21 protein-coding genes and 2 tRNA genes are annotated in these 23,001 nt (G+C 64.2%); 13 read left to right on the forward strand and 10 right to left on the reverse strand.

The window, feature by feature from the left end; translation table 11 throughout:
* Positions 1 to 30: 30 nt before the first annotated feature.
* From CH289_RS19440 to CH289_RS19455, 4 genes are all read left to right on the forward strand, one after another.
* Positions 31 to 780 carry an IclR family transcriptional regulator gene (locus CH289_RS19440; RefSeq protein ID WP_019664797.1) on the forward strand — a complete coding sequence of 250 codons (750 nt, stop codon included), beginning with the start codon at positions 31 to 33 and terminating at the stop codon, positions 778 to 780.
* Between the two features lie 105 nt (positions 781 to 885).
* Positions 886 to 1,746, forward strand: coding sequence for an SDR family oxidoreductase (locus tag CH289_RS19445; protein ID WP_019664796.1), 861 nt, complete (start codon positions 886 to 888; stop codon positions 1,744 to 1,746).
* 28 nt (positions 1,747 to 1,774) lie between these two features.
* Positions 1,775 to 3,256: a flavin-containing monooxygenase gene (locus CH289_RS19450; protein WP_020111708.1), complete on the forward strand. Its 1,482-nt coding sequence runs from the start codon at positions 1,775 to 1,777 to the stop codon at positions 3,254 to 3,256.
* A 189-nt stretch (positions 3,257 to 3,445) separates the two neighbouring features.
* A complete protein-coding gene (locus CH289_RS19455; protein ID WP_371828027.1) occupies positions 3,446 to 4,639 on the forward strand; it encodes a L,D-transpeptidase in 1,194 nt (397 codons plus the stop codon).
* Here CH289_RS19455 and CH289_RS19460 read toward each other — a convergent pair.
* The 3 genes from CH289_RS19460 to orn form a co-directional block, all read right to left on the reverse strand.
* Positions 4,636 to 5,376, reverse strand: coding sequence for a M23 family metallopeptidase (locus tag CH289_RS19460; protein WP_019664793.1), 741 nt, complete (start codon positions 5,374 to 5,376; stop codon positions 4,636 to 4,638). The genes CH289_RS19455 and CH289_RS19460 overlap by 4 nt on opposite strands.
* Before the next feature lie 304 nt (positions 5,377 to 5,680).
* Positions 5,681 to 5,756 (reverse strand) — tRNA-His (locus tag CH289_RS19465).
* A gap of 87 nt (positions 5,757 to 5,843) precedes the next feature.
* Positions 5,844 to 6,446, reverse strand: coding sequence for an oligoribonuclease (orn, locus tag CH289_RS19470; RefSeq protein ID WP_026347744.1), 603 nt, complete (start codon positions 6,444 to 6,446; stop codon positions 5,844 to 5,846).
* Between the two features lie 104 nt (positions 6,447 to 6,550).
* Between orn and CH289_RS19475 the strand changes: the two genes are divergently transcribed.
* Positions 6,551 to 8,317, forward strand: a complete 1,767-nt coding sequence (locus CH289_RS19475) for a helicase HerA-like domain-containing protein (protein WP_033190413.1) — start codon at positions 6,551 to 6,553, stop codon at positions 8,315 to 8,317.
* A 31-nt stretch (positions 8,318 to 8,348) separates the two neighbouring features.
* On the opposite strand, the gene CH289_RS19480 is transcribed toward CH289_RS19475, so the two are convergent.
* Positions 8,349 to 8,861 (reverse strand): hypothetical protein, encoded by a 513-nt coding sequence (locus CH289_RS19480; RefSeq protein WP_020111704.1) that lies wholly within the window; start codon positions 8,859 to 8,861, stop codon positions 8,349 to 8,351.
* Between the two features lie 113 nt (positions 8,862 to 8,974).
* Here CH289_RS19480 and CH289_RS19485 point away from each other — a divergent pair, with 113 nt between their 5' ends.
* Positions 8,975 to 9,586 (forward strand): hypothetical protein, encoded by a 612-nt coding sequence (locus tag CH289_RS19485; protein WP_019664789.1) that lies wholly within the window; start codon positions 8,975 to 8,977, stop codon positions 9,584 to 9,586.
* Between the two features lie 4 nt (positions 9,587 to 9,590).
* Here CH289_RS19485 and cmrA read toward each other — a convergent pair whose 3' ends face one another.
* The 3 genes from cmrA to CH289_RS19500 are packed head-to-tail and all read right to left on the reverse strand — an operon-like array spanning position 9,591 to position 13,007.
* Positions 9,591 to 10,394 (reverse strand): mycolate reductase, encoded by an 804-nt coding sequence (gene cmrA, locus CH289_RS19490; protein WP_019664788.1) that lies wholly within the window; start codon positions 10,392 to 10,394, stop codon positions 9,591 to 9,593.
* Between the two features lie 52 nt (positions 10,395 to 10,446).
* Positions 10,447 to 12,483, reverse strand: coding sequence for an NADPH-dependent 2,4-dienoyl-CoA reductase (locus tag CH289_RS19495; protein WP_094728387.1), 2,037 nt, complete (start codon positions 12,481 to 12,483; stop codon positions 10,447 to 10,449).
* Positions 12,480 to 13,007 carry a PadR family transcriptional regulator gene (locus tag CH289_RS19500; RefSeq protein ID WP_019664786.1) on the reverse strand — a complete coding sequence of 176 codons (528 nt, stop codon included), beginning with the start codon at positions 13,005 to 13,007 and terminating at the stop codon, positions 12,480 to 12,482. Before CH289_RS19500 ends, CH289_RS19495 begins: the two co-directional genes overlap by 4 nt.
* A 94-nt stretch (positions 13,008 to 13,101) precedes the next feature.
* On the opposite strand from CH289_RS19500, the gene CH289_RS19505 reads away from it, so the two are divergent.
* Positions 13,102 to 14,424 carry an MFS transporter gene (locus CH289_RS19505; RefSeq protein WP_033190415.1) on the forward strand — a complete coding sequence of 441 codons (1,323 nt, stop codon included), beginning with the start codon at positions 13,102 to 13,104 and terminating at the stop codon, positions 14,422 to 14,424.
* A 2-nt stretch (positions 14,425 to 14,426) separates the two neighbouring features.
* Here CH289_RS19505 and CH289_RS19510 read toward each other — a convergent pair whose 3' ends face one another.
* Both CH289_RS19510 and CH289_RS19515 read right to left on the reverse strand, forming a co-directional pair.
* The gene (locus tag CH289_RS19510) at positions 14,427 to 15,260 is read right to left on the reverse strand and encodes an alpha/beta hydrolase (RefSeq protein ID WP_019664784.1); all 834 of its coding nucleotides are present in this window, start codon (positions 15,258 to 15,260) and stop codon (positions 14,427 to 14,429) included.
* A 42-nt stretch (positions 15,261 to 15,302) separates the two neighbouring features.
* Positions 15,303 to 15,929 carry a TetR family transcriptional regulator gene (locus tag CH289_RS19515; RefSeq protein ID WP_019664783.1) on the reverse strand — a complete coding sequence of 209 codons (627 nt, stop codon included), beginning with the start codon at positions 15,927 to 15,929 and terminating at the stop codon, positions 15,303 to 15,305.
* A gap of 199 nt (positions 15,930 to 16,128) precedes the next feature.
* Between CH289_RS19515 and CH289_RS19520 the strand changes: the two genes are divergently transcribed.
* The 4 genes from CH289_RS19520 (at position 16,129) to CH289_RS19535 (ending at position 20,136) form a co-directional block, all read left to right on the forward strand.
* Positions 16,129 to 17,241, forward strand: a complete 1,113-nt coding sequence (locus CH289_RS19520) for a ferredoxin reductase (protein WP_179276841.1) — start codon at positions 16,129 to 16,131, stop codon at positions 17,239 to 17,241.
* Between the two features lie 47 nt (positions 17,242 to 17,288).
* Positions 17,289 to 18,467: a fatty acid desaturase family protein gene (locus tag CH289_RS19525; protein WP_019664781.1), complete on the forward strand. Its 1,179-nt coding sequence runs from the start codon at positions 17,289 to 17,291 to the stop codon at positions 18,465 to 18,467.
* Between the two features lie 46 nt (positions 18,468 to 18,513).
* Positions 18,514 to 18,741, forward strand: a complete 228-nt coding sequence (locus tag CH289_RS19530; protein WP_033190614.1) for a hypothetical protein — start codon at positions 18,514 to 18,516, stop codon at positions 18,739 to 18,741.
* A gap of 216 nt (positions 18,742 to 18,957) precedes the next feature.
* Entirely contained in the window at positions 18,958 to 20,136 is a 1,179-nt protein-coding gene (locus CH289_RS19535; RefSeq protein WP_020111699.1) for a PucR family transcriptional regulator, read from the forward strand.
* A 90-nt stretch (positions 20,137 to 20,226) separates the two neighbouring features.
* Here CH289_RS19535 and CH289_RS19540 read toward each other — a convergent pair whose 3' ends face one another.
* On the reverse strand, positions 20,227 to 21,345 hold the full coding sequence (locus CH289_RS19540; RefSeq protein WP_051127759.1) for a N(5)-(carboxyethyl)ornithine synthase: 1,119 nt from the start codon (positions 21,343 to 21,345) through the stop codon (positions 20,227 to 20,229).
* 220 nt (positions 21,346 to 21,565) lie between these two features.
* Here CH289_RS19540 and CH289_RS19545 point away from each other — a divergent pair.
* A tRNA-Arg gene (locus tag CH289_RS19545) sits at positions 21,566 to 21,638 on the forward strand.
* Between the two features lie 121 nt (positions 21,639 to 21,759).
* Positions 21,760 to 22,911, forward strand: a complete 1,152-nt coding sequence (locus CH289_RS19550; protein WP_037142065.1) for an XdhC family protein — start codon at positions 21,760 to 21,762, stop codon at positions 22,909 to 22,911.
* Positions 22,912 to 23,001 lie beyond the last annotated feature (90 nt).

Genomic DNA, 23,001 nt, shown 5'->3' on the forward strand with positions numbered 1-23,001 from the left:
GCGGTAACCGAACGAGTCGAGAGGTGATCCATGGCGGTGGGTGGCGGAGTGCAGTCGGTCGAGCGGGCATTCGAGCTTCTCGACATCATGGCGGCCTCGGGAGGATCGATCGGTATCAGTGAACTCGCCGAGGCCGCAGATCTTCCGATGCCCACGGTGCACCGACTGATCGGAACCCTGGTGACGCTCGGTTACGTTCGCCGGCTCGCCACCCGCCGGTACGCGTTGGGCACCAAGTTGATCGGGTTGGGCGACAGCGCAACCAAATTGATCGGGGGATGGGCGAAACCGTATCTGTCCGAGCTCGTTCGGCAGACGCACGAGACGTCGAACATGGCGTTTCTGGAAGACGACATGGCCGTCTACGTCGCTCAGGTGCCGTCGGAGCACGCCATGCGGATGTTCAACGAAGTGGGTCAGCGTGTGCTTCCGCATTCCACCGGGGTGGGCAAGGCCCTCTTGTCTCAGCTGCCCGACGACGAGGTCCGTGCCCTCGTCTCGCGGACCGGCATGGCCCCGCGGACGGTCAACACGCTGAACTCCCTCGACGCACTGCTCGCGGATCTCGCCGTCGTCCGATCGCGCGGGTATGCGATCGACGACGGTGAGCAGGAGGTGGGTGTTCGGTGTTTCGCAGTTCCCGTGATCGGAGCGCCGACGCTCACCGCCATGTCCATCGCCGGGCCGACCGCGCGGGTGACCCTGGAGTCCGCTGAGCAGTTCGTTCCACTTCTGGTGTCCGCAGCCGAACGGTTGTCGAAGGACCTCCAGCCTCGCTGACGGCGCCGTGTGCTCGTTCCAATCTTGACACCCGTCCGTATCAGATGGAAAGTGACACCTAGCAGTTCCCAATACGGGGGGAACGGAGACTGGAGGTGACGGGCGATGCCCACACTCTCGAACAAGGTTGTCTTCATCACGGGCGCGGCACGCGGTATCGGTGCGGAAACAGCCCGTGCACTGGCGGCCCGGGGGAGCAAGCTGGTGTTGACCGACGTCGACGAGGAGCCACTGCTCGCGCTGGGCGTCGAGCTGGGCGACGCCGCGGTCACCGTCGTGGCCGACGTCCGCGACCTCGACGCGACGCAGGCCGCGGTCGACGCAGGCATTGCGCGCTTCGGCGGCATCGACCTCGTGCTGGCCAACGCCGGCATCTCCAGCTACGGCTCGGTACTCCAGGTCGACCCCGCCACGTTCGCGCGAGTGATCGACATCAACGTCCTCGGGGTGTTCCACACCGTTCGGGCGGCGCTGCCGTCGTTGATCGAGCGCAACGGCTATGTCCTCGTCGTGTCGTCGCTCGCCGCATTCGCTGCGTGCCCCGGCCTGGCGGCGTACAACGCGAGCAAAGCCGGAGTCGAGCAGTTCGCGAACGCGCTGCGGCTCGAGGTCGCACACCAGGGCGTTGGCGTCGGATCTGCGCACATGGCCTGGATCGACACTCCACTCGTTCAGGACGCCAAATCCGATCTCGGTGCGTTCCGTGAAATGCTCGAAGTCATGCCGGGGCCGTTCGGGCGAACGATGACCGTCGACACATGCGTCGACGCCTTCGTCGCGGGGCTCGAAGGTCGCAAGCGGAAGGTGTACGTGCCCGGCTGGGTCGGAGTGGCGGGCAAGTTCCGTGCCGTCCTGAACTCGGCAGTGGGGGACAGGGCGCTGTTGAAGCACGTACCGAGATTGCTGCCCAAGATGGACGCCGAAGTCGCCGCTCTCGGGCGCTCGACCAGCGCACGCAACAAGTAGACCAGACGGCACGGACGAAAGAGACCCGATGACAACGACATCCCCCTCGGACACTTCATCGCGAACCGAAACGGAATCGGTCGACTTCCTCATCGTCGGCGCAGGCCTGTCCGGCATCGGTGCGGCGCATCATCTCCAGGCGAAACTGCCGGGCAAGACGTACGCGATTCTCGAGAGCCGCGGCGCGATCGGCGGTACGTGGGACCTGTTCCGATATCCAGGAATTCGGTCCGACTCCGACATGTACACCCTCGGGTACAACTTCCGACCGTGGACGGGCGACAAGTCGATCGCCGACGGCAAGGACATCCGTGAGTACATCGAGGACACCGCGAAGGACGAGGGGATCGACCGTCACATTCGGTTCCACCACAAGGTCGTGTCCGCCGAATGGTCCTCCGCGACGTCCAAGTGGACGGTGACTGCTCAGCGTTCCGGCGGAGAGATCGTGACCTTCGAGGCGTCGTTCCTGATGTGCTGCAGTGGGTACTACGACTACGACAAGGGATTCACTCCGGAGTTCGAGGGCATCGAGAATTTCGGTGGGACCGTGATCCACCCGCAGAAATGGCCGGAGGATCTCGACTACTCCGGCAAGAAGGTCGTCGTCATCGGCAGTGGCGCGACAGCGATCACGTTGGCGCCCAACCTGGCTCGTGAAGCATCGCACGTCACGCTGCTGCAGCGTTCACCCAGCTACATCATGTCCTTGCCGTCCGAGGACCCGGTTGCGCTCGGTCTGCGCAAGTACCTACCTGCGCGTGCCGCGTACGGAATCACCAGGACGAAGAACGCTGTGACCGCGATAGGACTGTACGTTCTGTGCCAGCGTTACCCGAAGTTCATGAAGAAGCAGATCAGGAAGCTCCAGGAAGGGTGGCTCCCGAAGGGGTACGACCTGGACACCCATTTCACCCCCCGGTACAACCCGTGGGATCAACGGCTCTGCCTGGTTCCCGACAACGATCTGTTCCGATCGATCCGCAAGAACGAAGTGGACATCGTCACCGATCACATCGACAAGTTCACCGACACCGGCATCGATCTGAAGTCCGGCGAACATCTGGACGCGGACATCGTCGTCACCGCGACAGGACTGAACCTCGTGGCGTTCGGCAACGTGACGCTCTCTGTCGACGGCCGCGTCGTCGACCTCACGGACACGATGGCGTACAAGGGCATGATGCTGACCGACGTGCCGAATTTCGCGTTCGTCGTCGGCTACACCAACGCATCGTGGACCCTCAAAGCCGACCTGGTGTCCGACTACGTCGCCAGGCTGCTCGCACACATGGACAGGAACGGCGCGCGGGAAGTGCGGCTGAAGCGGGACGCCTCGATAGGGGAGGAACCGTTCCTCGACTTTGCGGCCGGTTACGTTCTCCGCTCGGTCGATTCGTTCCCCAAGCAGGGATCGTCCGCTCCGTGGAAACTGCGCATGAACTACTTCCGCGACCTGCCTGCTCTGCGGTACGGCAAGCTGGTCGACGACAACATGAGCTTCCGGTGATGCGTCACCGGCGACACCGACACGGCCTGTGAGGTAACACAGGTCGGTAACGGGCCGATTGGTATTCGAACGTTACTCTCGGAGCGGCATTTCAATTGGATGCGCAGGTGATGGCCTGGCATTATGTGGTCGAAGTGTCCGTTTTCGATGGGTGCTCGTCAATCGGTCGGTCGTGAAGTGGAGTGGCGCATGAGGATCTCGCGCGGAGTCGTGTTGGCGGCTGTCGCATCGGTGGCGGCAACCGTCGTTCTGTCCGGATGTGCACCGACGAACGACAGCAAGATCGACGCTGCCCCGATCGACTCCAACCCGATCGCCGAACTCCTCAAGCCCAAGCTGACCTCCACCGTCGACGACGGAGCGGTCGGATTCTCCCCGGCGGATCCGGTCACCGTGAGCGTCGTCGACGGCAAGCTCGCAGGCGTCACGATGCTCAACCCGGAGGGCGTGCCCGTATCGGGTGCCATCTCCCCGGACGGTCTGAGCTGGACCAACACCGAGCCGCTCGGATACAACCGAAAGTACCGCGTGCAGGCCGACGCGTACGGGCTCGGCGGATCGAGCACGACCGTCAGCTCGTTCACCACCAGTCAGCCCGGTAACTTCACCAAGCCGTACGTTCTGCCGAGCGAAGGCGCCGTCGTCGGCATCGGTCAGCCGGTCGCTGTCCAGTTCGACGAAACGATCACCGACAAGATCGCCGCTCAGAACGCCATCCAGGTGACCACGACGCCCGCCGTCGAGGGCGCGTTCTACTGGGTCAACGACCGCGAGGTCCGCTGGAGGCCGCAGAACTACTGGGCGTCGGGAACCCGCGTCGACGTTGCGGTCAACGTGTACGGCCGTGACCTCGGCGACGGTATCTACGGCCAGGAGAACGCGTCGACGTCCTTCACCATCGGCGACGCCGTCGTCGCGACGGCCGACGACAACACCAAGCAGGTGACCTTCAACGTCAACGGCCAGGACGTCATCACCATGCCCACCTCGATGGGCAAGGACAGCACACCGACCGACAACGGCGTCTACATCATCGGCGACCGCTTCGATCACCTGGTCATGGACTCGTCCACCTACGGAGTGCCTGTCAACTCCTCGGCCGGCTACCGCACCCCCGTCGACTGGGCCGTCCGAATGTCCTACAGCGGCATCTTCTTCCACTCCGCCCCGTGGTCCGTGGGACAGCAGGGCTACTCCAACGCCAGCCACGGATGCCTCAACCTGAGCCCGTCCAACGCCAAGTGGGTCTTCGACAACACCAAGCGCGGCGACATCGTCGTCGTCAAGAACACCGTGGGCGGCACGCTGTCCGGCGTCGACGGGCTCGGCGACTGGAACATTCCGTGGGAGGAATGGAAAGCCGGCAACGCGTCGAGCGTCTAGTCGGAGCCCTGCTTCTCGTACCGAGCGGGATCGATGCCCAGTGTCTTCAGGTAGGCCACCGGCTCGATGCTCGATCCGTTGTTCCTGACCTCGAAGTGCAGGTGCGGCCCTGTCGAGTTGCCGGTACTGCCGACGGACCCGATCCGGTCGCCTGCTTCGACGGTGTCGCCGACCTCTACGTCCACGCTCGATTGGTGCCCGTAGTACGTGACGGTGTTGCCACTCTTGATGCGCACGAGAGTGCCGTATCCGTCACCCGCATCTCCGGCTTGTTCGACGGTTCCCCCTGTCACCGCGTAGATCGGCGTTCCCGACGGCGCAGCGAAATCGACGCCCTGATGGAACTGGCCGCCGTTTCCGGTGGGATTGTTGCGACTGCCGTAGCCGGACGAGATTTCGTAGCTTCTGGCGGGGAGCGGGAGGATCGAGCCACCCAGACCCACCGACGGGGGAGCGGCCGCAGTCTCCGGCTCGTCGGGAGCCGTGTCCGGTGCCGGCCCGAAGTCCGAGTCGAGAATGACGGAGGCGACCTCGTTGATCAGCACCCCGGTAGCGTCCAGCACCGCGGCGAGAATGGCCGCTCTCTGCTGCGCGTCGGGCTGTGGAATCGGGATGACGGGCAGCTCGATGGTCGGCTGCGCCGTGGCTACGGCCGGGTTGATCAGACCCGTGGTACCGAGGCACAGCGCCGCCGACAACATCGAACCCGCAATCGCCTTGTGAACTCTTCGACCCACGTGAACTGCCTCCTGATCTAGTGCCCGACTCGAACGAAAACTGGGCTCAGAACTGCTGGTGGCGCGTTTCGGGGCGCGTTGAATCAACGCTGCGTGTTCACAGCTATCACGTTGGTACTTTTCTTCCCCAAAAGTGCCATTTGTAACCGTACGTCACATGAACCTCATAGGAAACTCGAAAGTTGAATTACAACAACGTAATTCGGCGGCCAGGACTACGGACTGCCGGTCGACGTGGAGGAGGAGGACGCCTCGAACGACAAGAAAGCCGGCCTCCGTGCGGAGACCGGCTCTCTTGCTTCTATGGGGTGAGTGACGGGACTCGAACCCGCGACACCCAGGATCACAACCTGGTGCTCTACCAGCTGAACTACACCCACCATAGCCACATCTTCTTCGCCCGTTCAGGCTCTGTTTCAGCAGCGACGACAATACTAGCGGTTCGATTCGTCAGTTGCGAATCGCCCCTACGACGGTGTGTCGAGCCCCTCGACGACCGCGGCAATTTCGCTGGTCGACGGGCCGGGCTCGGGTACGAACACCGTCCGGCGGTAGTACTTCAACTCCTTGATCGACTCCTTGATGTCGGCCAAGGCGCGGTGCGCGAGCCCCTTCTGTGGCTGCCCGAAGTAAATCCGCGGGTACCACCGACGCGACAGCTCCTTGATGGAACTGACGTCGATCATGCGGTAGTGCAGGTAGGTGTCCAGCTCGACCATGTCACGCGAGATGAAACCGCGGTCGGTCGCAATGGAGTTTCCTGCCAGAGGCACGGTGCCGGCCACCGGGACATGCTCGCGGATGTACGCCAGCACCTGCTGCTGCGCCTCCTCGAGCGTCACCGTCGACGCACGCACCTCGTCGGTCAGCCCGGACTTGGCATGCATCTTCTTCACCACGTCCGGCATCGACGCCAACGCGTCGTCGTCGGCGTGGATCACGATGTCGACGCCCTCGCCGAGAATCTCCAGTTCGCTGTCGGTGACGAGCGCCGCGATCTCGATGAGTTTGTCCTTCGACAAATCCAGGCCGGTCATTTCACAATCGATCCACACAAGTTTGTCCTGCACACGACACAGACTAGTGCGACCATGCTCACCGCTAAGGTTTGCGGTGGCGATCGCAGTGCGAGCCGAACGACAGCAAGCAAGAGAACCAAGGAGCATCGATAGACATGACGGTCGATCCGGCGTCGGAAGGTTCCACCACTCTCACCCCCGCGGAGAAGGCGAAGGCTGCCAAGGCCGCTGCCGTCGAAGCGGCCCGAGTTGCCGCCGAGGCCCTGGCTGCAGCAGAGGCGGCCGAGAAGGAAGCGCTGGACGCCGAAGCCGCCGAAACCAAGGTCATCGAAGCCGACGGCGCCGAAACCCAGGGCGCTGAGGTACCGGCTGGTGTCGCAGCCGAGATAGCGGCGGGTTATCAGTCGTCGGGAGCCGCCTTGGAGCTCGGGACCGTCGTCCTGGACGGCGTGACGGATCCAGCCGCGGGGATTCGTATTCCCCTCGCGACGCTGAACAGGCACGGATTGGTCGCGGGAGCGACCGGTACCGGAAAGACGAAGACACTGCAGGGGATCGCCGAACAGTTGTCGAGTGCAGGCGTTCCCGTGGTCATGGCCGACATCAAGGGCGACCTGTCCGGGTTGTCGGCAGCAGGGGCGGACAACGAGAAGATCAGGGCGCGTGCAGTGGAGACCGGAGATTCCGAGTGGAGTCCGACCGGTCACCCCGTCGAATTCCTCTCGCTCGGCACCGACGGCATCGGTATCCCCGTGCGCGCGACCATCACCGCGTTCGGTCCGATACTTCTGAGCAAAGTGCTGGGTCTCAACAACACTCAGGAATCGACACTCGGCTTGATCTTCCATTGGGCGGACAAGCAAGGCTTGGCGTTGCTGGACCTCAAGGATCTGCGTGCCGTCATCACCCATCTCACCAGTGACGAGGGCAAGGCGGATCTGAAGGGCATCGGAGGAGTATCGGCTGCGACCGCGGGCGTCATCCTGCGTTCCCTGGTCAACCTGGAAGCCGACGGAGGGGACACTTTCTTCGGCGAACCCGAGCTCGACACCGAGGATCTGCTCCGGGTCGGCGCCGACGGCAAGGGCATCATCACGCTGTTCGAGCTGGGGGCACACGCCGCCCGGCCGGTGATGTTCTCGACGTTCCTGATGTGGGTCCTGGCCGACATGTTCCAGACCCTGCCCGAGGTCGGTGACATCGACAAACCCAAGCTGGTGTTCATCTTCGACGAAGCTCACCTGTTGTTCGCCGACGCCTCCAAAGCCTTTCTGCAGCAGGTCGAACAGACCGTCAAGCTCATTCGTTCGAAGGGCGTCGGTGTGTTCTTCTGTACACAGCTCCCGACGGACGTGCCGAACGAAGTGCTGTCACAGCTGGGCGCGCGAATTCAGCACGCGCTGAGGGCATTCACGCCCGACGACCAGAAGGCGCTGAACAAGACCGTCCGCACCTATCCGAAAACCGAAGCGTACGACCTCGAGAAGGCGCTCACCTCGCTCGGCACCGGCGAGGCCATCGTCACCGTACTGTCGGAGAAGGGCGCGCCGACGCCGGTGGCATGGACCAAGATCCGCCCGCCGCGCTCGCTGATGGACACCATAGGCAACGACGCCATCGGTGCTGCGGCCTCGGCGAGCACTCTCGGACCCAAGTATCGCGAGACCATCGATCGTGAGTCGGCCTACGAGAAATTGGAGGCCCGTGTCACCGACGTACCCGCGCCGACCGAAACGTTCGATCTGCCGCCGTTGCCTGCGGACCTGCCCGATCTACCGCCATCGGAACCCGAAGGGCCCTCAGCGGCGGAACGAATCATGGGCAACCCCGCAGTCAAGAGTTTCCTCCGCTCTGCGGCTTCGGCTGCCGGACGGGAGATTTCACGAAGCATTTTCGGCACAGGTCGTCGGCGTCGACGGTGAGGGTACGGCCGCAGCCGCGTGAGCGATTGGTTCACGCGGTGCGGGAGTACCCGTCCAACACGTCGGTCATCGCGGCCTCCAGTGCATCGAAGGTGTCGATCTCCACCTTTGCCTTGATGTAGTTCAGGCTGAGCGTCAGGTCGTCGAAGTACGCGATGAGTCGCCCCGACGTGCCCGCGATGTTGTACACGTTGACCGGAACGCCCGCGATGTCGACGACGTCGTCGTTCGGATCGGCGTCGGTCTGCCCGCTCACCCACAGCGTCAGATTCGGCAGGAGGTAGCGGCTGTTGCCGTCCCAGGTGCAGCCCCCGTCCGGTGTCTTCGGCAGTTCGACCGGCTCGATGTCCGCCAATCCGAGACGGATGCGCGTGTTCTCGGACAGGACCGAGCAGGGGTCCACCTCGGCGGCTGCGCCGGCCGGTGGATCGGGTTGCACCGTCTCGCCGTTCACCGTGTGGGTGACCTCGGACCGACTGCATCCTCCGATCAGCACGGCGGCGGCCACGACAGCGATGGACACGATGGGTGTGCGGTCGATCATCGAACAAGTCCTCCCGGGCGGTTTGTCCGTTTAGCCTAGGAGGTGGTTTCACCCCGCGAAACCGGTAGAACTACTCATATCGGCCGCCCCGCGTCAGCGAGAGGATCGACTGCATGAAGAAATCCTGGTTGGTACCACCCGTTGCGATCGCGGCCGTCGTCGGCTGCAGTTCGGGTTCGGCGAATGCGCAGCAGGCTCTGGAGTTCCCGGATTCCGTCGCCGGGCTCCGGACGATGCAGCAGCAGATGGAGCGATTCGAACGAGACGACGACTCCGGCCCGCAGCGCGAGGATGCCGTCGCGGGGCTCAGCGCCGCGTACGACGGGGCCGACGCCGCCGCGCAGGGCTACGCGGACGAGTCGCTCCGGGTTCTGGTGACGGTCTATGCCGTCGAGGCGCCGAGTCCTCGCTTGTGGAGCACACGGGCGGGCGATGCCAGTGCCGAACGGCTTCGGTTGCCGTCGCCGCCAGAACGTATCGAGACCTCGGGTGACGCCGAGTGCCTGGTGACGGTGAACTCGCCCGTGTCGGCCGGAGTGGAGCCTGGGGAATCGACCGAATCAGGCAGGAGTACAGGCCCGACGCGACCGGACTCCACGGTGCTGCGGTGCCAAGGCGTCCGCGACGGGGTGACGGTGCTGATCCCGGAACTGGCCCCGTCGGTGGATACCGACACCGCGTTGTCGATCGTGTCCGATTCGCTGGATCACTTCCGCCCGCGGTGAGTGTTCAGCCGCCGAGCTTCTTGTAGAAGCTTCCGACAATGGGGGCCGAGATGGCCCGCGGACTGTACTGGCCCGCGATCGACATGCCCTTGGACAACAGACCCGGCACCACCCGCATCTTGTTCTTCGCCAACGAATCCAGTGACAGCCTGGCCGTGTAGGCGCTGTCGATCCACAGGAAATCCGGGACCAGCTTGTCCACTATGGACGCGTCGGCGGGATCGGGAGTCTCGGTGCGAACGGGGCCGGGGGCCAGCAGGGTGACGTTCACTCCGCTGTCCTTGAGTTCGAGCCGCAGCGACTCGGAGAACGTGTTGACGAACGCCTTCGTCGCCGCGTAGGTCGCATTGTTCGGGATGGCCATGTTCCCGGCCGCCGAACCCGTGATCAGAATTCCGCCGCTGCCGCGCGCCACCATCCCTGGAATGACTGCGAGCGTGAGGTCGTGCACGGCGACTGCATTCAATTCCACCTGGTCCCGTTCGTACGCGGGGTCGAGGTTCGCGACCGGCCCGAACGTGGCGATACCCGCGTTGTTGCACAGAATGCTGATCTCCCGCTGCGCCAACTCGTCGGCGAACGACACGCGGGCATCCCGGTCGGAGAGATCGAGAACTCGGACCTCGACGGTCACCCCGTGCGCGGCGCGGAGCTCGGTGGCAAGTGCCTCGAGCAACTCACCGCGCCGCGCCACGACGATCAGCGAATGACCGCGGGCGGCGAGTTCTGTGGCCAGTGCCTCGCCGATTCCGGAGGACGCTCCGGTGACGACAGCACGGGCTTCGGGCGCAGGACTGGGCAGGCTCACGCTGAGACAGGGTAGTGGATGGATCGACCCGGCTGGAATCACCCGGTGGGAATCAGATGGACGCGGCGAGGCGTGTTCCTTGCTCGATGGCGCGCTTGGCGTCGAGTTCGGCAGCGACATCCGCGCCCCCGATGACGTGGGCCGTCGTTCCCGCGGCTCGTAGGTCGTCGACGAGATCGCGGACGGGTTCCTGGCCCGCGCACACGACGACGGTGTCGACGGCAAGTGTGCGTGGACGCTCGTGGCGCTCGCCGAAGGTGATGTGCAGACCCTCGTCGTCTATGCGTTCGTAGTTCACACCGGAGAGCTCTTGCACGCCTTTGGCTTTCAGCGCTGCGCGGTGCACCCATCCCGTCGTCTTCGCCAGCCCCGCGCCGATTCGTCCCTTCTTGCGCTGCAACAGGTAGACCTCACGCGGCGACGGCGCGGGGACGGGTGTGGTGAGCGCTCCCGGCGCCGCTTCCGGTTCGGTGACACCCCACTCCTGCTTCCATTCCTTCAGGTCCAGCGTGGGGGAGGCGTCGGTCGTCAGAAATTCCGAGATGTCGATGCCGATGCCGCCCGCACCGATGACGGCCACGCGGTCACCCACCGGTCTTCCGTGTTCGACGACGTCGGCGTAGGACAGCACCGACGGATGATCGATTCCGGGTATCGACGGGATTCTCGGTATCACGCCGGTCGCGACGATCACCTCGTCGAAGTCGCCTGCGACGAGCTCGGCGGCGGTGACGCGCCAGCCGAGGTGGACGGCCACGTCGGCGTCGCGCAGCGCTGTCGTGAAGTATCGGATGGTCTCGGAGAACTCCTCCTTGCCCGGAATGCGTTGTGCGATACCGAATTGGCCACCCAATGCCGGCCTGGACTCGAACAGGCTGACGGCGTGGCCGCGTCGGGCAGCTTCGAGCGCGGCGGACAGCCCTGCCGGACCGCCGCCCACGACCGCGACCTTCTTGGTTCTGCGGGCAGGCAGCAACTGCAGTTCGACTTCACGTCCCGCGCGGGGGTTGACCAGGCAGGAGACTGTTTTGTGGACGAACGCGTGGTCCAGACACGCCTGGTTGCACGCGATGCACGTGTTGATGGAGTCCGCTGCGTTCGCTTCGGCCTTGCGCACCCAGAACGGGTCGGCGAGCATCGGCCGCGCCATCGAGATCAGCTGCGCGTCCCCGCGTGCGAGAATCCCTTCCGCGATGTCGGGCATGTTGATTCGATTCGACGCCGCCACCGGGATGTCGACATGCTTGTCGAGCTTTCCGGTGATGTCGGCGAATGCTGCGCGCGGAACCGACGTGACGATGGTGGGCACGCGGGATTCGTGCCAGCCGATGTCGGTGTTGATGACGTCGACACCGACGCTCTCCAAATCCTGTGCCAGGGCGACGATGTCGTCCCAGCTCTGTCCGCCTTCGACGAGATCGGCCATGGACAATCGGAACATCACCAGGAAGTCGGTGCCGACCTCCGCACGGATACGACGGGCGATCTCGACCGCGATACGACGCCTGTTCTCTGCGCTACCGCCCCACTCGTCGCGCCGCTTGTTGGTGCGCTCGGAGAGGAACTGGTTGATGAAGTATCCCTCGCCGCCCATGATCTCGACGCCGTCGTACCCGGCGGACCGAGCCAGCCGCGCACACCTCACGAAATTGCGGATCTGCCACCGGACACCTCGTGCAGTGAGGCGCCGCGGGCGAAATGGATTGATGGGGGCCTTGATCGACGACGCCGACACGCTGAACGGCTGATACGAGTACCGACCTGCGTGCAGGATCTGCAGAGCGATCTTGCCGCCTTCCGCATGCACCGCGTCCGTCATCGTGCGATGCCGCCGCGCCTCGACTCGGTTGGTGAGCTTGGCGCCGAACGGGAGGAGCCATCCGGTGCGGTTGGGTGCATAGCCACCGGTGACGATCAGCGCGACGCCACCGCGCGCGCGTTCGGCGAAATAGGCCGCCAGTCGAGTGGTGTCACGCGCTCGGTCCTCCAAACCGGTGTGAATGGATCCCATGATGACGCGATTCTTCAACGTCGTGTTGCCGACCTTCAACGGCGACAGGAGAATCGGGTAGTTCTCGGTACCGGTCACAATCGCTCCAATATCTCGTCGCACCATTCGGCGAAGCCCTCCTCGACACGGATTCCGCCGCGCAGCACCAAGTACTGATGCAGTGCGGTACCCGAGAGGGAGGACGGTGATGGGAAATCGCGTTTCTCGATGAGTCGAAAGAGCTCGAGCCTGTCCGCATGGACATCCCGGTGTCGGCGGACCTCGGTGCGTAATGCCTCGACGTCACCGTGTGCTGCGCCCCGGATCTTGACGGCCAGTTCCTCCCGGAGCGCACTCGGATCGGTGGGTCGGGCGATCCAGCGATCCAGCTCGTCGAGCCCGCTCCGGCTGACCGAATAGACCTTCTTGTCCGGCCTGCCGTCCTGCACGACGGAGTTGCCCACGATCCATCCGGCCGCGTCCATACGCGTCAGCACCCGGTAGATCTGCTGATGGCTTGCACTCCAGAAGAAGCCGATCGACTTGTCGAATCGGCGCGCCAGTTCGTACCCGGAGCCGTTCGATTCGGTCAGGGAAACGAGTATCGCGTGCTCGAGTGCCACGACAGCCAGTATGTATGCAACAGGGTGACTATGCAACCAGGTGCATATACCGCAGTACAATGCTGTGCTGCACGTGCTGGCTTAGGCTTTGCCCATGAACACTCCGGCCGACACTGCCGTCGTAGGCGTCGCAACGACCCGAAAGCAGGTATTCGCCTGGGGTATCTGGGATTGGGGATCGGCCGCGTTCAACGCGGTGATTCTGACGTTCGTGTTCTCGGTGTACCTCACCGATGCGGTGGGCGACGATCTGCCCGGGTCGATCTCGGCGACGTCGTGGTTCAGTTGGGCGATCGGAGCAGCAGGCGTCGTCATCGCGATACTTGCGCCTGTCTCCGGCCAACGCTTCGACGCCCGTGGCCGCCGAAAGCGCTCGTTGGCGTTGTTGACCGGACTCACTGTCGCGTCGATGGCCGGCTTGTACTTCGTCGCCGACGACTATCACTACCTGTGGCTGGGCCTGGTGCTGCTCGCCGCAGGCTCGATCCTGTTCGAACTGGCCAGTGTTCCGTACAACGCCATGCTTCGTCAGGTCTCCACGCCGGCCAACATCGGCCGCGTGTCCGGATTCGGTTGGTCGATGGGGTATTTCGGCGGCATCGTTCTGCTGTTGATCTGCTACTTCGGTTTCATCACCGGTGACGGTGACACCAGAGGACTGTTCGGCATCACCACCGACGGCGGCATGAACATCCGGCTCGTCGCCCTGCTGGCCGCGGTGTGGTTCGCAGTCTCCGCGATTCCCGTCCTGCTCACCGTTCCCGAACTGCCGTCCACCGACCAGGATCCAGGCGCCGCCAAGGCCGGAATGCTGGAATCCTACAAGGTGCTGTTCCGCGACCTGCGTGAGCTGTGGACTGCCGACAGGCGCAGCGTCTACTTCCTGATCGCGAGCGCGCTGTTCCGCGACGGTCTGGCCGGGGTGTTCACGTTCGGTGCTGTTCTTGCGGTGAGTGTCTACGGCATCAGCTCGGCAGACGTGCTGCTCTTCGGCGTCGCCGCCAACGTCGTCGCCGGTCTGGGCGCGGTGACCGCCGGCCGATTCGACGATCGATCCGGACCCAAATCCGTCATCGTGTTCTCACTCGTGTCGATGATCGTCGCGGGAATCGTGCTGCTGTTCGTGTCCGGCCCGGTGCTGTTCTGGGTGTTCGGCCTGGTGCTGTGTCTGTTCGTCGGGCCGGCGCAGTCGTCGTCGCGGACCTACCTGGCGCGTCTGGCACCACCGGGGCGCGAGGGTCAGTTCTTCGGTCTGTACGCCACGACCGGCCGTGCAGTCTCGTTCCTCGCACCCACATTGTTCGGGCTGTTCGTGTGGCTGTTCGACGCGGACCGTGCGGGCATCGGTGGTCTGCTCGTCGTGTTGTTCGTCGGGTTACTCGCGTTGCTCGCAGTGAAAGCGCCCGACAAGGTCTGATCTCACGACACCCTCGACTGGGCGACCCGCCGCAGGATCTCGTCGGCCAGTCGGTCCGGGGCCTCCTCCGGAATCCAATGCGAGATTCCGTCGAGTTCGACGAATGTGTAGTCGGCGTCCACGTGTTCGCCGCACCGTTCGGCGCCCGCACGGCCGATGGCCGAGTCCTGATTGCTCCACACGTAGGTCGTGGGAACGGTCACCGGTGCGAGGCGTCCGAACTCGTTCGTCATCGCCCGATACCACTCCAACGCCGCGGTCAGCGCCCCCGGCTCCTGCAGGTGCCGGACGTAACGGTCGTCCGGGCTGCGTTCGGAGAACATGGCCCTCAGCCGACGTGCATCGTCTTCGAGCAGCACCTCCTCGGCTTTGCCTGCCTGTCGCAACAGCCCCATGTAGGTCGAGCGCTCACGCTGGTCCGCGTCCTCGCGGAGAGCCTGATTGAACGCAGCCGTGTGCGGCACGGACACCGCGACGAGCGAACGAACGCGTTCCGGGTGCCGCGCTGCGAGTTGCCACGCCACCGCGGCACCCCAGTCGTGTCCGACGACGTGCGCCGACTCCAGGCCGAGTGCGTCCAGTATCCCGACGATGTCGCCGACGAGATTCTCCACGCGGTAGGCATCGGTGCCGAGCGGACGTGCGCCCGGTGAGTATCCGCGCTGGTCGGGTGCGATGGTGAACAAGCCGTGTTCCACGAGCGTCGGCGCGACCCGATCCCAGCACGCGTGAGTCTGAGGGAACCCGTGCAGCAGCACCACCGGTTCCGCGTTCGCCTCGCCGGCGATCGACACGTCGAACACCAGATCGTCGACGGTTACTTCGGTCATCGTCATGTTCGGTCCTCTCAGCTGAGGTCGAGTGCACCTCGGGTCGAATCAACCGTGGTTCGATCTCCAGGCTCCCATGCCCAACACCACGAGGCGGACCTGCTGCTCGGTGCGTGCCAGGAGTTCGCGTTCGCTCGAGCTGCCGGGGCGGTCGATCTCCAACAGGCCGACGGTGGCGGTGAGCATGGTCGAGACGATCAGATCCGCGGCCATCTCCAGATCGCTGATGTCCCAGGATTCGAGCCCTGGCATGCGGGCGAGGTCGATGGTCAGTTCGCTGACGAACATGCGGAGCTCGGTCGCGAATGCGCGTCGTACCTCGGTGACTCCGCCGTAGCGTTCGCGGGCGATGAATCGGAACTGATCCTCGTGTGAGCGAACGGCGCGCACGAGGATCCGGAGTGATTCGGTTGCGTTCTTGACCGTGGGATCCTTGCGCGCGTCCCTCAGCATCTGACGAAGCGTCCGCATCGAGTCCTCGACCAGAGCTACGCCGAGATCTTCCATGGACGCGAAGTGTCGATAGAACGCAGTCGGCACTATGCCGGCCGATCGTGAGACCTCGCGCAGACTGACGCTCGCGAACGACCGGTCGCGCAACAGATCCAGGGTGCCGTCGATGAGCGCTTGTCGTGTGCGTTCCTTGCGTTCCGCACGCGTACCCGGTTCTGTCACATGTTCGAGTTTATTGCTGTCCACTCTGTGACCTCCTCCGGTCTCGACGTCGTCTCAGGGTGAGTGTGATCCAGGACACGTGCGCCGTGCTATGTCGGTGCCATCACTTTCACGTTGACAGATTCCGGTACGGATCTGCCACACTGGGATTCTAGTGCACAGACGTACACTGAAGAAGTTCCTCGAACCGGGAGGCGAGATGGCAATTCAGCAGAAGTCTCGACAGTCAGGCATTCGCCGCAAGTTTTCGCTGCTTTCCCTGTTCGAGGCCATGGCAACGCCTCACGCGCTCGACCGTTACCTCGAGCTCGTCGACCCGATGACCACGGTAAGGGATCTTCGGGCAGAAGTGACGGATGTACACCGGTCCACTGCCGACACGGTCACCCTCACGTTGCGCCCGACGCACCAGTGGAGGGGCTTCGAGGCCGGCCAGTTCGTGCAGGTCGGCGTCGTCATCGACGGGGTGCGCCACACACGGTGCTACTCGCCTGCATGTTCGCAGTACCGCGCCGACGGTCTCATCGAACTGACCGTCAAGGCGCATCCGGAAGGCCTTGTCTCGCAGTATCTTCACGCGAACGCGCAGGTTGGCCTCGTCGTCAGCCTGTCGCAGGCCGACGGCGTGTTTCACCTGCCGACGCCTCGTCCGGAATCGGTTCTGCTGATCAGTGGCGGAAGCGGGATCACGCCCGTGTTGTCCATGTTGAGGTCGCTGCTGGACGAGGGGTACAGCGGCGACCTCACCTTCCTGCACTACGCCTACTCGGAAAAGGACGTCTCGTACCGCGCCGAGTTGGAGCAGATCGCAGCCGAGCACGATCGAGTCCGAATCGTCCTGGCGTACACGGACCAGACGAGTGGGGGAGACCTTCACGGGTTCTTCGGAACCGAGCACTTGAACGCCGTGGCACCGTGGTTCGCGGAGGCTCGGACGTTCCTGTGCGGTCCGCCGGGACTGATGCGGTCGGTCCGGGGCGTCTACGACGATCTCGGACTTGCCGACCGACTCCATTTCGAGGAGTTCGCCGCGCCGGCACCGACCGCCGACGCCGATGCAGACGGAGACGTCAACTTCTCCGGCAGTGACGTCGTCGCAACCAACTCGGGAAAGACCCTCCTCGAACAGGCGGAGGACGCGGGCCTGACGCCGTCCTACGGCTGCCGGATGGGCGTCTGCTTCACCTGCACGTCGGTGAAGACCTCGGGATGCACCCGGAACGTCAAGACCGGGGAGACCGACACCGAACCGCACAAGAAGATCCAGATTTGTGTGTCGGTACCTGTCGGTGACGTGGAAATCGAAATCTGACCGACCCGACCGACAATCTTCGACAACCGAAACGGAGAGTGTTTCAAATGTTCGGAATCCCACTGCCCTCACTGTCTTTGCCCTTCTTCGGATCCGCGGAGAAGCCCGAGGCGCTGCCACCGACGGTCCTGTCCTACGAGCAGGTCCAAGACCTCGGCCGCGAGCTCGACGAGCTCCGTGCTCGCACCGTCGCCAAGCTGGGCGAGGAGGATCGCGAATACATCTACAACATCGTCAAGACTCAACGCGGCCTCGAAATCGCCGGTCGGGCCATGATGTACCTGCCGTTCTTGCCTCCGGTGTGGCTCGCCGGAGTCGGCGCCCTCGGCGTCTCCAAGATCCTCGACAACATGGAGATCGGCCACAACGTCATGCACGGCCAGTACGACTGGATGCGTGAGCCCGGCTTCAACTCCGAAGTGTTCGAATGGGATACCGTCTGCCCGGCCGACCAGTGGAAGCATTCGCACAACTACATGCACCACACGTTCACCAACATCGTCGGCAAGGACCGCGACATCGGTTACGGAATCCTGCGGATGGACGAGGGCCAGAAGTGGAATCCGTACTACCTGGGCAACCCCGTCTATGCGTTCCTGCTGATGACGTTCTTCGAGTGGGGCGTCATGCTGCACGACCTCGAAGCGGAGAACATCGTCCAGGGCAAGCGCAAGTGGCACGACGTCAAGCCTTTGCTGCAGGGAATGTGGCGCAAGGCCGGTCGTCAGGTACTCAAGGACTACGTGATCTTTCCGGCGCTGTCCGGCCCCTTCTTCGTCACCACACTGGTGGGGAACGTCGGCGCCAACCTGATCCGCAACCTGTGGACCTACTCGATCATCTTCTGCGGACACTTCCCGACGGGGGTGCAGACCTTCACCGAGGACGAGACCGCAGACGAGTCGCGTGGCGAGTGGTACGTCCGTCAGATGCTCGGATCGGCGAACATCGAGGGATCGCCGCTGTTCCACATCATGTCCGGCAACCTGTCGCACCAGATCGAGCATCACCTGTTCCCGGATCTGCCTGCGCACCGCTACCCGGAGCTCGCCCCTGAGGTGAAGGCACTGTGCGGCAAATACGGCCTTCCGTACAACACCGGCGGTTTCTTCAAGCAGATCGGTACCGTGTGGGGCAAGATCTTCAAGCTCGCATTGCCGGATTCTCTGACCGGATCGAAGCCGACGGTCGGTGTTATCGTCGAGCGCAAGAAGGTCGCGGCCTGACGTGGCCGGCGCCAGCGGACCGAATACCGAATCAGGGGTGAACGTCGTGGTCGGCAAGTTCGAACGCAACAAGGACACCGTGCAGGAACTGACGGAGTCCGCGGCTACGCACGTCGGCCGGATCGCCGTCATCATCGCCGGGGCGGTGCGGGACGTGACCCGGGAGATCGGGGATCTCATCTCGGACGGCATCGAGATGCGGGAGGCTGCGAAGAAGGCCCGCGAGGACACTCCTGCAGGCAAGGTCATCAACGGCGAGTTCGAGAACAGGTAGCAACTCGGCCGCGGCGGCACAATCGACCGAGTCTCGGACGCCGGGTCGTTCGCCCTTCACCGGGGCGAGCGGCCCGGCTGTTCGCTGTCTCGGGTAGAACGTTTCGGAAAAAACAAACTTCAAGAATGTTTGCACCTCCATTTTCATACCTTCGGACCGCTCGATGAGTTACCGTTACTTCACGAACCACACAAGCGGTAGGAAAGGCGGCTCGACATGCGGTTGGACACTTCGTTCACGCATTCCCCCGGCACTGTTGTCACCGAGGTCCCTCGCGGACGGTCATCCGCGTTGGAAGGGCGCAGCGGTGCTGTCGTCGACCGTTGCCTTCGCGCCGGCCGGCTCCCGGCCCCTGCCGAGCTCGAACCTGTCCGTCGCGCCGCGGAAGACCTTGCGCGCGAGGGGGTGCCGCTACGGGACGCGCAGCGATTCGTCCACGCCGCGGCCACCGCTGGACTCAAAGGCAGTGTCGCCGAGGTCGATCGATCCGGCGTGGTCGACAACGCAGTGTTCATGATGCGAGTCCTCGAATCTCTCGGCAACGCAGTCTCGGCCGCGTACATGGAGTTCTGCCGTCAGGACCCAGGGTCCAACGGCGAGCGCGTTGCCCAATTGGTCGACCTGCTCGTCGCGGACGACCCCGAAGCCCGTGGGATTGCGGAACGTAACGGAATCGAGGTGGCCACGGAATACGACGTGATATTCGTACGGTTCGTCACCGCGGCGTCGGACGCCGATAGGCCGGGCGCCGCCAGGACCGACGTACGCTCCGTCGACAACGCGGCCTTGGCGGCGGCGGAAAGCACGATGGCTGCGGCCTCGGGCGTTCGCGGACCACTGCTGTCGCTGACCACGGGCGGGGGAGTCGTCCTCGTTCCGTCGTCGCCCGCAAGCGTCGTCGAGGATTGCCTGACCAGGCTCGCCGCGACTCTGCACGTCGATACCGTCGCGGCCACGGCACGGGGCACTCTCGGTTCGTTGAACGGCGTACTCGGACATTGCCGCGAGTTGGTGGATCTGGCCAGGTCGCTGCGCATGGAACCCCGTCTGTACCGGACGAGCGATCTTGCTCTGGAGTACCAGCTCTCGCGGCCGGGCCCCGGCCGTTCGCGGTTGCGTTCGGTGATCGCGCCTCTCGACGGCTTTCCGGAGTTGATGCATACCCTGAAGACCTTCGTCGGCAGCGAGGCCAACAGGCGCGCAAGTGCGAAACTGCTGTACGTACACCCCAATACGGTCGACTACCGCCTCAAGCGGATCGAGCAGCTGACCGGCGTGGACCCGCTCAGTTCCGCGGGCCTCATGTCGTTGCATGCTGCACTCGTCGTCGATTGTCTGTCGCGGGCAAACGAACCGGGCGGGGCCATGTCGGACATGGTTGCCGAGGCATCCTGATCCGCACCCGCACCGACGAGCGTCGTGCGCGGGGTCGATCGCCAGGGCGGTGCCGATTTCTCGGTCCGGCACCGCCAACGTGCGCCTGGCTCAGGCCACCAGGTAGGGGTACTCGGCGCTTCGGTGTTGGAAGGCGAGAATGTCCGGGTTGACCAGCGCGCCGTCGCGGATCTCGATGGATCGACGAATGGTCGCGTCGGCGTCCCAGCTGGTCGGTCCGCCCAGGACGGTGCCGATGTACGGCAGCAGCGACTCACTGATCTCCCAGGTCGCCGAGTCCCACAGGTAAGACGGGCTGTGGTCGACCGCGTAGTACCGAACGTTGTCGCCGACAGTGAACATGGGAGCGTCGAAGGACGTGGGGCGGGCCCACTCGAACCCCATTCCTTGGTCGCACGAGACATCGACTATCAACGTGCCCGGATCGATCGAGTCGAGATCCTCCGTGCGCAGGAACGTCAGCGGGGCATTCGTGTTCTGCAGTACGCAGTTGACGATGATGTCGTGGTCGCCGAGGAACTGCGACAACGGAATTCGGCCTTCGTCGGTCAATGCACGGCTGCGCCGTGGGTGTTCGCCGTCGAGATCGAAATTGACGATGCGTGCCGAGTGAATGGGCGAACCGACAGCAGTGACACCGCGCTGAGTGAGTACGTCGACCTCGTGCACGCCATGGGCGTTCAGAGCCGTCACCGCACCCCGCGCCGTCGCACCGAAGCCGATCACCGCCGCGCGTAACCGGCGCCCGTAGTCTCCGGTCGACCCGATCAACTGCAACGCGTGCAGCACCGAACAGTAACCGGCCAACTCGTTGTTCTTGTGGAACACGTGGAGATTGAACGAGCCCTCCGCGGACCAATGATTCATCGCTTCGAAGGCCACGAGCGTCAGCTTGCGGTCGATGGCCACCTGAGTGAGCTCGACATCCTGGACGCAATGCGGCCAACCCCACAGGATCTGACCTGGGCGAAGCGACTCCAGGTCCGACGCTTGCGGTTTCGGCAACAGAACGACATCGCACTCGGCGATCAGCTCCGTGCGCGAACGGATGCCTCCGGTCGACGCGGCGATGTGGTCGTCGGAGATCCCGAACGGAAGTCCATACCCCGCCTCGAAGAACATGCGGCGTCGTAGCTCGTCGGGAATGCGTTCGAGATGATGCGGATGAATCGGGAGGCGACGTTCGTTCGGCTTCGACGACCGAGACATGACGCCGAGGGTGAGCTGGTGCACGGTGGCCCCTTCGGTTGTGCTCAGTCAACCACACGTTCGGCAGTGCGCATTCGCACGTGATGCTGCCCGTAGGCACAGGATCGACCGGGCTCGCATCGGATTTCGGACCGAATTTCCGGTCGTACCCGTTGCCCTTCGTCGACCCGCCGACCGAGCAGGTAGACTGATCCACCGTGCTCGGACCCGTCCGGGCCACGCCTCCGTAGCTCAGGGGATAGAGCAAGGGCCTTCTAATCCCTTGGTCGCAGGTTCGAATCCTGCCGGGGGCACCGAGAACACGATCGACGATTCGTCGCCCGCTGCAACGGGCATAGTCGGTGGAACACGAACACCGTGGCGCTTCTACATCGCGAGCGCCCGGGTCCGTGCTCGGACGAGAGGATTCTGTCGATGAGAGATGTCCTCGACGAGGTGATCGCGCTCTGGCGTGCCGGGGTCACCGCAGGCGTCGGGACCGTGGTTCGCACGTTCGATTCCGCTCCGCGACCAGCGGGGGCGTCGATGGTCGTCGGACCGGACGGAACAGTCAGCGGCTCGGTGTCGGGTGGATGCGTCGAGGGCGCGGTGTACGAGGCCGCGACGGCTGTGATCGCATCGGACGCACCGGTCCTCGAGCGATACGGTGTCAGCGACGACGACGCGTTCGCGGTGGGGTTGACCTGTGGCGGCACCCTGGATGTGTTCATCGAGCCCATCTCGCGGACGACGTTCCCCGAACTGGGAGCCGTCGCCGACGCGATCGCTGCCGAGCGGCCGATCGCAGTCGCAACCATTGTCGGTCATCCGGATCCGGCTCGCCTCGGACGGCACCTGGTGATCGAGGAGAACGCATCGTCGGGCACGTTCGGAACCGACCGACTCGACGCAGCCGTGATCGACGACGTGCGTGGACTTCTGGCGTCCGGGCGCACGGAGACGCTGACGTACGGACCGGAGGGGGAACGTCTCGGCGTCGGTATGGAGGTCTTCGTGTCGAGCTACGCCCCCCGGCCGAGAATGCTCGTGTTCGGTGCCATCGACTTCGCGGCTGCCGTCGCCCAGCAGGGCGCGTTTCTGGGATATCGAGTGACGGTGTGCGACGCACGGGCACGGTTCGCCACGGCCCAGCGATTTCCGGCGGCGGCTGAGGTCGTCGTCGAGTGGCCGCATCGGTATCTCGCCGACCAGATTGCCGCTGGAAGAGTCGACGAACGCACCATCGTGTGTGTGTTGACCCACGATGCCAAATTCGACGTGCCGTTGCTCGAGGTCGCGTTACGTCGGCCACAGTTCGCGTTCGTCGGAGCGATGGGGTCCCGTCGTACCCACGACGATCGCGTCGCCAGGTTGCGTGACGCGGGGCTGACCGAGGCCGAACTGGCCCGGTTGTCCAGTCCGATCGGGCTCGACCTGGGGGCGCGTACTCCCCAGGAGACGGCGGTCTCCATCGCGGCCGAAATCGTTGCCAAGCGGTGGGGCGGCAGTGGCGCCCCTCTCGCCGGTGGAAGCGGACGGATTCATCACGATCTTCCGGTGGGCGAGGTCACACGATCTACGACGTAGCGTAGGACTTTCCGGCGCTCGCGCCTTCACCAGGCTCGAATCCGGCAGGGCGCCGGCTACGGGAGCACTCGACACCTCTTACTCTGGTTG

Origin of the sequence: Rhodococcus sp. RS1C4 (assembly GCF_002258225.1) — a bacterium.
GTDB classification, from domain to species: Bacteria; Actinomycetota; Actinomycetes; order Mycobacteriales; family Mycobacteriaceae; genus Rhodococcoides; species Rhodococcoides fascians_E.